Source organism: Nostoc sp. 'Peltigera membranacea cyanobiont' 213 (assembly GCF_002245975.1).
Lineage (GTDB): Bacteria > Cyanobacteriota > Cyanobacteriia > Cyanobacteriales > Nostocaceae > Nostoc.
On sequence record NZ_NOLI01000038.1, the window covers coordinates 25949 to 40168 of the forward strand.

Consider the following 14220-nt stretch of genomic DNA (forward strand, 5'->3'; position numbering starts at 1 on the left):
GCATGACTAACAGCACCTTTGAATTTGTTCGTAAACTGACAAACTTAAGTATAGAACTAGAGGTAGATAGCGTTAGCGGAGCGCCTCTGGAAGAGGTTCGCTTGCGCTGTCACGCACCTGAAGGGGTATTAACTCCATCGCTACGTCAGGAAATAGCTGGGCGGAAAGCAGAAATTATACTGTTTTTACAGCAAGCGAAGCACGTTAAAACCTCTCATCAGTTGCCCATTCAAAGAGTGCCACGGGACGGTGAGTTACCACTGTCTTTTGCTCAACAGCGACTCTGGTTTCTGCACCATTTGTCACCAGACAGTCGTTCTTATAATCTGCTGGATGTTCAAAGACTAAATGGGGCGCTGAATGTAGTTGCACTCTCAGAGAGTCTAAATGAACTCATTTGCCGCCACGAGATATTAAGAACCACTTTTCCGACTGTAGACGGAAAACCCTTCCAGCTAATTGCTCCCCCCACTGCCTTAACTTTACCAATCCATAACTTGCAGGGATTGTCAGCCCAGGAGCAAACTGACCGGATTCGGCAAATGGCTCAGTCCCTTACATCTCAGCCTTTCGATCTAGCTGTTGGGCCATTAGTACAATTCAGTCTACTCCAACTGAGCCAGCAAGAGTATGTACTGCTGTTGAAGATGCACCACATTATCTACGATGGTTGGTCTTTGAACATCTTCTTCTGTGAGTTATCTCAGCTATATACAGCTTTCGCTCAAGGATTGCCCTACCCACTAGCCCAACTGTCCATCCAGTATGCTGACTTTGCAGTTTGGCAGCGCCAGTGGCTAACAGGCGTTGTCCTGGAACGCCAACTCAATTACTGGCAACAACAGTTAGCAGGTGTCCCTGGCGTACTAGAACTACCTACGGATCGGCCTCGTCCCCCGGTTCAAACCTTCCGGGGTGGAGTTGAGCATTTTCAACTCGATCGCCACCTCACGCAACGCCTCAAGCAACTGAGCCAAGAGTCAGACGCAACCTTGTTTATGACTCTAATAGCAGCTTTTTTGGTCTTGCTTTCTCGTTACAGTAGTCAGGCAGATTTTGTTGTTGGCTCCCCCATCGCTAACCGCAACCACAAGAGCGTCGAGCAGCTAATGGGATTTTTTGCTAATACCCTAGCATTAAGGGGCGATCTCTCTGGCAACCCCAGCTTTGCTGACTTCTTAGCGCAAGTGCGGCAAACAACTTTGTCAGCTTATGCCCATCAGGACTTGCCCTTTGAGATGTTGGTGGAAAAGTTACAACCAGACCGAGATTTAAGCCGTAATCCCCTGGTGCAGGTGATGTTTTCCCTCCAGAATGCCTCACAGTCTTTTTGGGATTTGCCAGGTTTAACTATTGAGAAAATATTCTTGCCAGTTGATGAAATGGTCAGGTTTGACCTAGAAGCGAACTACTGGGAAGCTTCAGGAGGTCTAGAGGGCGTATGGTCTTACAATGCTGATTTATTTGATGCGGCTACAATTACTCGCATCGCCCAAAATTTTCAAACTTTACTACAAGCAATTGTTGCCAATCCCAAAGCGCGAATTGCAGAATTACCACTGTTGGCGATCGCAGAACGCCATCAACTTTTAGTAGAGTGGAACAACACTCAAGTAGACTATTCCTCTGATAAGTGCATCCACCAGTTATTTGAGCAGCAGGTTAGACGTACCCCGAATGCTGTAGCAGTAGTGTTTGGCAATCAACAACTGACTTATCAGCAGTTGAACACTCAAGCTAATCAGTTGGCGCATTACTTGCGCTCATTAGGTGTGGGAGCCGATGTATTAGTTGGGTTGTGTGTAGAGCGATCGCTCTCAATGGTTGTGGGGCTGTTAGGGATTCTCAAGGCGGGTGGTGCTTATGTGCCGCTTGACCCAGAGTATCCAACTGAGCGTTTGAGCTTTATGTTAGAAGATGCTCAAGTTCCAGTGCTGCTCACCCAACAGCAACTCCTGGAAAAGTTGCCTCAGCATCAAGCGGAGGTTGTATGTTTAGATACTGATTGGCAATCTATTTCTCAATCAAGTCAGGATAATCCAATTACTACTTTGCAAGATAGTAACTTGGCTTATCTAATTTACACTTCCGGTTCTACCGGAAAGCCCAAAGGAGCAATGAACACCCACTTGGGGATTTGCAATCGCCTGTTGTGGATGCAACAAGCTTATCAATTAACAGCAGTAGATTGCATTTTACAAAAAACCCCTTTTAGCTTTGATGTGTCTGTTTGGGAATTCTTGTGGCCGTTAATAACTGGAGCGCGTTTAGTTGTAGCTAAACCAAGTGGACATAAAGATAGTGCTTACTTGGTCAATCTAATTTTAGAGCAGCAGGTTACTACACTACATTTTGTCCCTTCTATGCTCCAGGTTTTCTTAGAGGAACAAAGTCTCAAAAATTGCAGTAGCTTGAAACGAGTTATTTGTAGTGGTGAGGCTCTGCCTTTAGAACTTCAAGAACGCTTTTTTGCTCGGTTAGACTGCGAATTGCACAATCTTTACGGGCCAACAGAAGCGGCAATTGATGTCACATACTGGCAATGCAAACCCCATAGCAATCTCAGGACAGTACCCATTGGGCGACCTATAGCAAACACGCAAATCTATATTTTAGACTCGCACTTAAAACCAGTTCCTGTAGGTGTAGCCGGAGAATTGCATATTGGTGGTTTGGGGTTAGCAAAAGGCTATCTGAACCGTCCTGAATTGACACAAGAGAAATTCATCTCTCACCCCTTTAGCACTGACCCCGATTCTCGCCTTTACAAAACAGGAGATTTAGCACGCTATTTACCTGATGGCAACATTGAATACTTGGGACGTATTGACAGCCAAGTAAAAATACGCGGTTTTCGCATAGAGTTAAGCGAAATTGAAGCAATATTGAGCCAACATGTTGATGTACAAGCATCCTGTGTCATTGCCCGCGAAGATACCCCTGGCGATCAACGCTTAGTCGCTTATGTGGTAGCACATCAGGACTGTACACCCACAATCAGCGAACTGCGGCAATTCTTAAAAGCAAAGCTACCAGAGTACATGATACCCAGTGCTTTTGTGTTGCTGGAATCCTTACCCCTGACTCCCAACGGCAAGGTAGATCGCCGCACCCTACCAAAACCAGACTTAGACAGCACACTCCTAGAAAAATATGTCGCCCCGCGTACACCCATTGAGGAAATGCTGGTACAAATTTGGGCGCAAGTGCTGAAAGTAGAGCAAGTGGGCATTCACAATAACTTTTTTGAACTGGGGGGACACTCACTATTAGCAACGCAACTGCTTTCACGCATCCGCAACATTTTCAAAGTAGAATTACCATTGCGTGAGTTGTTTGCCACAGCAACAGTTGCAGAATTAGCGCAATCGATTGGGCGATCGCAGCAACATGACTTGGAACTTATTTCGCTACCCATCCTACCAAGGGCAGAGAATGCAGAGTTACCACTGTCTTATGCTCAACAGCGCTTGTGGTTTTTAGACCAGTTCGAGCCGAACAGTGCTTTCTACAACATACCCTTTGCTTTGCATATAGTCGGAACTCTCAATGTAGCTGCCTTAGAACAAAGCTTACAAGAAATAATTCATCGCCACGAAGCCTTACACACCAACTTCATCACAGTTGATGGACAACCAACGCAAATTATTCAAAAACAGACTAATTGGACAGTCTCTGTTGTTGAGTTGCAACATCTGCCAAGCAGCGAACAAGAAATCGCCACACAGCAATTAGGGAAACAAAAAGCTATTCAACCGTTTGATCTGGCTGATGAACCATTAGTCAGGGCAACATTAGTAGTGCTGTCCGAGACAGAACACGTTTTATTACTGTGCATCCACCATATTGTCTCTGACGGTTGGTCAATGGGTGTGTTTGTTCAGGAGTTAGAAGCCCTGTACACTGCTTATTCTCAAGGTCAGCCGTCACCATTAGCACCACTACCAATTCAGTACGCAGATTTCGCCTTATGGCAGCGAAACTGGTTGCAAGGGGATGTATTACAAAGTCAACTGAGTTACTGGCAACAACAACTAGCAAACGCACCAGCTTTATTGTCCGTACCTACAGACCGACCCAGACCTGCTGTGCAGACTGATAACGGAGCATATCAAGAGTTTGCACTGTCACAGAAGCTAACTGGTGAACTGGCACAACTGAGTCAGCAGCAAGGAGTCACCTTGTTTATGACACTGTTGGCAGCGTTTGATACGCTACTTTATCGCTACACTGGCACAGAAGACATTTTGGTGGGGTCGCCAATTGCTAACCGCGATCGCAGTGAAATTGAAGGGTTAATTGGCTTTTTTGTCAATACTTTAGTAATGCGTTCTAACTTGGCAGGCAATCCCAGTTTTAACGAATTATTGACTCGTGTCCGTAAAATGGCAATGGAGGCATACTCTCATCAGCATTTGCCTTTTGAAATGTTGGTGGAAGCATTGCAGCCAGAACGGGATCTTAGCCATACACCACTGTTTCAGGTAATGTTTGCCCTCCAGAATGCGCCCATGTCTCAAGTAAACATGACTGGGCTAACTGTCAGTCCATTCTCAATAAAAGGCGCAAATGCCAGGTTTGATTTAACTTTAATCATGCAGAACACTGCTACTGGACTGGTAGGGATATGGGAGTACAACACTGATTTGTTTGATGCTAGTACCATTGAGCGAATGACTGGTCATTTTGTGACATTGCTTGCAGGTATTATTGCTAACTCAGAACAGCAAATCTCACAATTGCCACTGCTGACCCAATCAGAACAGCAAAAGTTACTTGTCGAGTGGAATGATACTCAAACTGATTATCCCCGCGATCGGTGCATCCATGATTTGTTTGAAGAGCAGGTGGATCTGACACCCCATGCTGTGGCAGTGGAGTTTGAAAATCAACAACTTACTTACTATGAATTAAATTGTCGTGCTAACCAGTTAGCGCAATACTTGCGGCCTTTGGGTATAAAACCAGATATCTTGGTCGGGTTATGTGTAGAGCGTTCTTTAGAGATGGTCATAGGACTACTGGGAATTCTCAAAGCTGGTGGGGCTTATGTGCCAATTGACCCAGAGTATCCGACTGAGCGATTGAGCTTTATTTTAGAAGATGCTCAAATTTCAGTGTTGCTAACCCAGCAGTCACTCCTTGACAGACTACCTCAGCATCAAGCAAGACTTGTTTGTTTAGATACTGATGCTGAATTGATTTCCCAGTGCAGTCAGGACAATATTATCTCAGGCGTACAAGCCAATAACTTAGCTTATATAATTTATACTTCGGGTTCTACAGGTCAACCCAAGGGTATAGCCATGAATCAACTTGCCCTTAGCAATCTGATTCTGTGGCATCGGGAAAATCTGAAAATTTCTCGTGGAGCAAAAACCCTGCAATTTGCTTCTATTAGCTTTGATGTCTCCTTCCAAGAAATATTCACTACCTGGTGTTCTGGAGGCACATTGTTCTTAATTGGGGAGGAATTACGCCGCGATGCCTCAGCTTTGTTAGTTTTTCTCCAACAAAAAGCAATTGAGAGAATGTTTCTCCCCTTTGTTGCCTTACAGCAACTAGCTGAAGTCTCTGTTGATAGTGAATTAGTTAATAGTCATTTGAGGGAAATTATTACTGCTGGGGAACAGTTGCAGATTACTCCCGCGATTTCTCAATGGTTAAGCAAACTAAGTGATTGTAGTTTGCACAATCACTATGGGCCATCAGAGAGCCATTTAGCCACCAGTTTTACTTTGACCGATTCGGTGGAGACTTGGCCGCTACTTCCTCCCATTGGGCAACCCATTGCTAACACACAAATTTACATTCTGGATAAGGATCTACAGCTAGTACCCATTGGTGTACCAGGAGAATTGCACATTGGTGGTGTCTCTTTGGCGCGAGGCTACATTAACCGACCAGAGTTAACACTTGAGAAATTTATCTCCAACCCGTTTGATGAAACAGGAGGGAGTAAATTATATAAAACTGGGGATTTAGCACGCTATTTACCTGACGGGAACATCGAATCATTAGGGCGTATAGACAATCAAGTTAAAATTCGCGGTTTCCGCATCGAGTTGGGTGAAATTGAAGCAGTACTAAGCCAACTTGATGTGCAGGCAGCTTGTGTCATCGCCCGCGAAGACATTCCTGGAAACAAACGCCTTGTCGCCTATATTGTGCCCCAAAAAGATCGGACACTCACAGTAAGCGTTCTGCGTCGCTTCTTGAAGGAAAAGTTACCAGAGTATATGGTGCCAAGCGCAATAGTCATCCTAGAAGCTCTACCGCTTACCCCCAACGGGAAACTAGACCGCCGCGCTTTACCCATACCCGATTTACACAGCCAATTATTGGACAAATATGTTGCCCCACGTAACCCAATTGAAGAAATTCTGTCACTAATTTGGGCGCAAGTCCTAAAAGTAGAGCAAGTTGGCATATACGATAACTTCTTTGAACTTGGAGGACACTCGCTACTAGCAACGCAACTAGTCTCCCGCGTGCGTACCAGCTTAAAAATAGAACTACCATTGCGTAGCTTATTTGCTGCACCCACAGTTGCTGAATTGTCCCAAAATATTCAACGGTTGCAGCAACAGGGCTTAGAACTCACAGCATCAGCTATTTTACCAAGGGCAAGGGATGCGGAATTACCACTGTCTTATGCCCAAACACGGTTATGGTTTTTAGACAAGTTAAACCCGAACAGCGCCTTCTACAACATACCTTTAGCTTTGCGTCTAGTCGGAACTCTTGGAGTTGCAGCCTTAGAACAAAGTTTACAAGAAATTATTTATCGCCACGAAGCCTTACACACCAACTTTATCACAGTTGATGGACAACCTTCTCAAATTATTCAAACAGAGACGAATTGGACAGTCTGTGTTATTGACTTGCAGCATTTATCCACAGCCGAACAAGAAATTGCTTTGCAGCAATTAGCGCAACAACAAGCTATTCAACCTTATGACTTGGCAAAACAAGCGCTGGTCAGGGCAACATTAATAGTGTTGTCCGATACAGAAAACGCCTTATTAGTGTGTATGCACCATATTGTCTTTGATGGCTGGTCAATGGGTGTATTTGTTCAAGAACTAGCAGCGCTGTACAATGCTTATTCTCAAGGTCAATGCCCATCGTTAGCGTCACTGCCAATTCAGTACGCAGATTTCGCAATTTGGCAGCGAAACTGGTTGCAAGGAGATGTCTTACACAGCCAACTGAGTTATTGGCAACAACAACTGGTAAACGCACCAGCTTTATTATCCTTACCCACAGACCGACCCAGACCATTTGTGCAGACTTTCTCTGGGGCATATCAAGAGTTTGCACTTTCAAAAGAGCTAACTAATGGCTTTACACAACTAAGTCAAAAACAAGGGGTGACTTTGTTTATGGCGTTGTTGGCAGCGTTTGATACTCTACTTTACCGCTATACAGGACAAGAAGATATATTGGTGGGTTCGCCAATTGCTAACCGCGATCGCAGTGAGATTGAAGGGTTAATTGGCTTTTTTGTCAATACTTTAGTAATGCGTACCGATTTGTCAGGCAATCCCAGTTTTAGCGAATTACTGACTCGTGTTCGAGAAGTGGCGTTGTCTGCATATACCCATCAAAATTTGCCTTTTGAAATGCTGGTGGAAGCATTGCAGCCAGAACGGGATCTCAGTCATACACCACTGTTTCAGGTGATGTTTTTCCTCCAGAATGCGCCCATGTCTGAAGTAGAGTTGACTGGATTAACTGTCACTCCATTAATGACAGAAGGCACAACGGCAAAGTTTGATTTAACTTTAATCATGCAGAACACCGACACAGGGCTGGTGGGTGTTTGGGAATACAACACTGACTTGTTTGATGCCAGCACAATTAAGCGGATGAGTAGTCATTTTGTGACATTGCTTGCAGGCATTGTTACTAACCCGCAGCAGCAAATCTCACAATTGCCCCTGCTGACAGAAGTTGAGCAACGACAGTTACTCGTTGAATGGAACCATACTCAGGCAGATTATCCTTCTGATAAGTGTATTCATCAGTTGTTTGAGGAGCAGGTTAAGCTGACACCCGATGCTGTCGCTGTAGTGTTTGAAAATCAACAACTGACTTATGACCAATTAAATTGTCGTGCTAACCAATTGGCTCATTACTTACGCTCATTGGGTGTAAAACCAGATGCGCTGGTGGGTATTTGTGTAGAACGTTCTTTAGAGATGGTGGTGGGACTGTTGGGGATTCTCAAGGCAGGGGGAGCATACCTACCACTCGATCCAGAGTATCCTACTGAACGCTTGCACTTCATGCTAGAAGATGCTCAAGTTTCAGTGCTGCTGACTCAACAGCGACTGATTCAAAGACTTCCTGAATATCAAGCAAAACAAGTCTTTTTAGATGAAACCTGGGAACAAATTGCCCCAAACAATCAAGAGAACCCAACAACTGGAGTCAAAGCTTTTCATCTAGCTAATGTGATTTACACTTCAGGATCTACAGGTAGACCTAAAGGTGTCATGGTTGAGCATAAGGGACTATGCAACTTAGCTCAAGCTCAGATTCAGACTTTTGGCTTGACTTCGGATAGTCGCATTCTCCAATTTGCCTCCTTCAGTTTTGATGCTTCTATTTGGGAAGTCATCATGGCTCTGAGATCGGGTGCAACGCTGTACTTGGGAACAAAAGACTCTCTATTGCCAGGGAAACCATTAATTAAGCAATTACGCGATCGCTCCATTACCCATATCACACTACCACCATCGGTGTTAGCAGTTCTGCTTGGGTCAGAACTTCCGGCATTGCAAACAATCATTGTCGCCGGAGAAGCTTGTCCGCCTGAATTAATCAGGCAATGGTCTGCTGGCAGAAACTTCTTCAACGCTTACGGGCCAACAGAAGCTACTGTCTGTGCCACAATCGCAAAATGCACTGATGGCGAGAAAATATCTATTGGTAAAGCGATCGCTAACACGCAAGTTTACATCTTAGACGAAAATTTGCTACCAGTGCCTGTGGGTGTGCCAGGAGAGTTGCATATCGGTGGTGTTGGGTTGGCAAGAGGTTATCTCAACCGTCCAGAACTAACTCAGGAAAAATTTATCAGCAATCCCTTCCGAAGAAGCAGGGAGCAGGGAGCAGGGGGCAGTGGGGGAACAGAAGACCAATCCTTTAATTCTGAACGCCTGTATAAAACCGGGGACTTAGCACGTTATTTACCAGATGGCAACATTGAATACCTGGGACGGATTGACAATCAGGTAAAAATTCGCGGCTTCCGCATTGAATTAGGCGAAATTGAAGCATTATTGAGCCAACATGCTGATGTGCAGATATGTTGTGTCATTGCTCGTGAAGAAACTCCAGGTAATAAGCGTTTAGTTGCTTATGTAGTGCCGCAAAAAGACGTGACACTCACAACGGGCGAACTGCGGCAGTTCCTTTCTAATAAACTGCCTGGGTATATGTTGCCAACTGCTTTTGTAATACTAGAGTCCTTCCCCCTGACACCCAACGGCAAAATAGACCGTCGCGCTCTGCCCAATCCCGATTTACAACGGGAACTGTCAGATTATGTCATGCCAAATACAGAAGTAGAAAGAATCATTGCTGGCATTTGGCAAAAAGCATTAGTAGTAGAAAAGGTAGGAATTTACAATAATTTCTTTGAGCTAGGAGGTCATTCGTTACTACTAGTAAAAATTAATCAGCAATTGCAAGAAGAATTTGGTTTGGAATTGTCAATAGTTGATATGTTTAACTACCCAACTATACATAGCTTAAGCCAATACTTAATTACTAAAATTAACCAAGAAGATCCAATTAAACAAAATAACCAGCGTTCTCAATCTCATAGTGAAATTAAATCTTTAAGAAATCAGCAGCTAGAATCAAGACAACAATATCGATCTCAGAGAAAAAGGTAAAAATGACAATAGATTCAGTGGATAAAAATGATGAATTTAACAATTCTGAAATAGCAATAATTGCTGTTGTAGGGAGATTTTCAGGCGCAAAAGATATTCAATCATTTTGGCAGAACTTGCGAGATGGTGTAGAATCTATCTCTTGGCTAACGGATGAAGAATTGATAAATTCTGGCGTTTCCCTAGATTTGCTGAATCATCCTAATTATGTAAAAGCTAGTTCTGTACTATCAGATATTGAATTGTTTGATGCAAATTTCTTTGCCTATAGCGCCAAAGAAGCTGAGTTAATAGATCCACAACAACGCCTATTTTTAGAGTTGGCTTGGGAAGCTGTAGAAAAAGCTGGTTATGACCCGCAAACCTACAATGGTTTAATCGGGGTTTATGGTGGTGTAGGGATGAGTAGGTATTTACTCAATAATCTCTACCCTAATCAGCAATTATTAGAAACAATTGACCCGATTCAATTAGGAATCTCCAACGATAAAGATTTTTTACCTACACGAGTTGCATATAAACTCAATTTGACTGGACCATCAGTAAATGTGCAAACAGCGTGTTCTACCTCTTTGGTTGCTGTTCATGTAGCTTGTCAAAGTCTCTTAAATGGTGAATGTGACATAGCTTTAGCTGGTGGAGTTACTCTCAGCATTCCTCAGAAAATAGGGTATTTGCATCAAGAGGGAATGATTCTCTCTCCTGATGGACACTGCCGTGCTTTTGATGCCAAAGCACAAGGAACAATTGCCGGTAGCGGTGCTGGGATTGTGGTATTGAAAAGATTAAAGGATGCAATTAGCGATCGCGACTACATCCATGCAATTATTAAAGGTTCGGCAATCAATAACGATGGCGCAATGAAAGTCGGTTACACTGCTCCTAGTGTTAGCGGTCAAGCAGCAGTGATTGGCGAAGCTCAAGCTTTAGCTGGTGTAGATGCCGAAACAATTTCCTACATCGAAGCTCATGGCACTGCTACACCTTTAGGAGATCCGATTGAAATTGCCGCTTTAACTCAAGCCTTTAATCAAACTACAGATAAAAAAGGTTTCTGCGCTATTGGTTCCTTAAAAACCAACTTAGGACATTTGGATACAGCATCAGGCGTTGCAGGTTTGATTAAAACTGTCTTAGCACTCCAACATAAAATGCTGCCTCCTAGTTTGCACTTTGAGACACCTAATCCCAAAATTGATTTTGCCAACAGTCCTTTTTATGTCAATACAACTCTGACTGAATGGAAAACAAATAATACTCCTCGCCGTGCTGGAGTTAGTTCTTTTGGTATGGGAGGGACTAATGCTCATGTAATTTTAGAAGAAGCACCTGTTTTTGGGCAGGGGAGCAGGGGAGCAGGGGAGAAATTATCAACTTTTGGTACTCTCGGCTAAAACTGCAAATGCGCTTGAAAAGGCAACAGCTAATTTAATTACGCATTTAAAAGAGCATCCACAACTTAACTTAGGTGATGTAGCTTATACCCTCAATAGTGGTCGGCAGGGTTTTAATTACCGACGGATGTTAATTTGTCAAGACTTAGAAGATGCTGTCAAAGCTTTTAGTAGCTTAGAGCCAAAACAAGTTTTTACTAACTATACAGAGATTACAGAACGGCCTGTTGTCTTTATGTTTCCCGGTCAGGGTTCTCAGTACGTCAACATGGCGCGGGAAATTTACGAAACTGAGACAGTATTTAAAGAACAAGTTGATGATTCCTCAGAAATTCTTAAACCTCTATTAGGGCTAGATTTACGTGAGATTCTTTACCCCAGTGACGAAAAGATTGATGCAGCATCGCAGCAACTTCAACAAACAGCGATCGCTCAACCTGCTATTTTTGTAATTGAATACGCCCTAGCTAAATTATGGCAGTCTTATGGAGTAGAGCCGCAAGCTGCGATCGGTCACAGTATTGGCGAATATGTAGCAGCAACTCTAGCAGAAGTTTTTTCCCTAGAAGATGCCTTATCTCTGGTAGCAGCACGCGGACAGATGATGCAGCAACTTCCCACTGGATCAATGCTTTCAATTCCCCTACCCGCAGACAAGATAAAATCCCTATTAGGGACAGAACTTTCTGTTGCAGCGATTAATCAACCCTCACGGTGTGTAGTTTCCGGTTCCATAGCAGCAATAGAAGCACTACAAAATCAGCTTGCTGCTCAAGGGATTGAATGTCAACTTCTGCATACTTCCCATGCCTTCCATTCGCAAATGATGGAACCTATCTTAGAGACATTTGCAGAAAGAGTCAAAAAAGTTACTTTAAATCCGCCAAAACTTCCTTATATCTCCAACCTGACTGGTACTTGGATTACAGTCACCCAAGCCACAAATCCTGACTATTACGCTCAACATCTACGTTCCACAGTGCTTTTTGCCCAAGGTGTAGAGAAATTATTGGCAACACCAGAGCAAGTTTTACTAGAGGTGGGGCCAGGACACACACTAACTACATTAGTCAAAAGACATCCAGACAAAGCAGCTGCACAAACGGTGTTGACTTCAGTCCGTCATCCTCAAGAAAAGCAATCCGATAGTCGTGTTTTATTCACTACATTGGGTCAACTCTGGCTGGCTGGGGTGAAGATAGATTGGCTTGGATTCTATAGTCAACAAGAGTATTATCATCTTCCCTTACCGACTTATCCCTTTGAGGGCGAACGTTATTGGATTGACCCCCCACAAAAAGCAGCTTGGGGACAATTGCAAACTTTACCCACAACATCACAATTGTGGACATCGCTTACACAAGCAGGTCAAAATCAAGCAAATACTAGAAATGCAGAACTCAATGAGTTAATATATCAAGAGAACAGACAGTGGTTGGATGGTTTATGTACAGCCTACATCAACTCTGCATTCAAGCAATTAGGGGCTTTTAGCAATGCCGAACAAAAGTATTCTTTAGAGAATTTGTTGTCGCAATATCATATTTCTCCCCGCTATCAGCAATTGTTGTCTAGATGGTTGCAAATATTAGTTGAGCAAGGGCAACTACAGCAACAGGAGGGCTTATTTACTGGACTAGTGCCATGTTCGCCAGATTATATTAATGAACATTTAGAAGAAGTCAGAGCTAGATTTGCTTCTTCATCTTTAGTAGATTTAGATTTAGTGCAACGCTGTGGTGAAAATTTAGCCGCTATTGTTGTTGGCGACCAAGAACCATTAGAGATTTTCAATGAACTGGTTTACCAAAAAGAAAACAACGGTTCGCATTCAGAATCTTCCTTAATTACTTACTACAACTCTATCTTGCGTTCAAGCTTAGAACAGGTAGTCAAATCATTGCCATCATCTGTTCAGCTAAGAGTTCTAGAAATTGGTGCGGGTACTGGTGTGTCTACACAAGCATTACTACCTGTGTTGCCATCCCAACAAACCAACTATACTTTTACTGATATTGGTAGTGGCTTTCTAACTCAAGCCGAACAAAAGTTTAAGGAATATCCATTTGTTGAATATCGATTACTAAATATAGACAATTCACCAACTGAGCAAGGGTTTGAGAAGTATAGCTTTGATGTAGTAATAGCCTCTAATGTTTTGCACGCAACTCAGAACATAGATAAAACACTCCACCATGTACGCTCTTTATTAGCTCCTGGCGGCTTCCTCTTAGTGTGGGAAATAACTCAACCAAAAATAGACTTTGATATCAGTTGGGGTCTGCTTTTGAAATCTTTAGACGATAAAAGACGCAACCCAGGTCAGCCTTTTATCACAGAAGAGCAATGGTTTGAAGCACTACGCACTCAAGATTTTGTTCAGGTTGCCGCGTTTCCTAAAACTGAAGCCTTTGAGCATCAGATTATTATGGCTCAAGCTTCTGCATCAGCCGCATTTAGTAGAAAATTAGGGCAAAAAGAGACTGACCAGAAATTAGATATTTCATCACAAAGAAAGCCGGATATTTCTCAGCCAGAAAAATTATCTGCACTCCACTCAAGACCTAATTTGTCCAATTCTTATGTAGCTCCTCGCGATGAAGTTGAGCAAAAAGTTGCCGATATTTGGCAAGGATTATTGGGAATCAAGCAAGTGGGAATCTATGATAACTTTTTTGGATTGGGAGGAGATTCCCTCATAGCTGTTCAAGTTTTATCCAGAATCAGAAGTGTTTTTTCTATTAGATTATCTGTAGCAAGTTTGTTTGAATCTCCCACAATAGCTGAAATAGCACCAAAGCTAGAAAAACAACCAGAAATGGATACAAACTTAGATGCAATTGATAGAGAAGAAATCGCAATATGAATAATAAATAAATTTAATTACGAATTAGGTAAAAATTTGGAGTTGATGATTC

1 protein-coding gene and 1 pseudogene are annotated in these 14220 nt (G+C 43.1%); both read left to right on the forward strand.

The window, feature by feature from the left end; translation table 11 throughout:
* The first annotated feature begins 2 nt into the window (after positions 1 to 2).
* Positions 3 to 9908 carry a non-ribosomal peptide synthetase gene (locus CDG77_RS13155; protein ID WP_094329812.1) on the forward strand — a complete coding sequence of 3302 codons (9906 nt, stop codon included), beginning with the start codon at positions 3 to 5 and terminating at the stop codon, positions 9906 to 9908.
* A 2-nt stretch (positions 9909 to 9910) separates the two neighbouring features.
* Positions 9911 to 14168: pseudogene (locus tag CDG77_RS13160) on the forward strand (beta-ketoacyl synthase N-terminal-like domain-containing protein).
* Positions 14169 to 14220 lie beyond the last annotated feature (52 nt).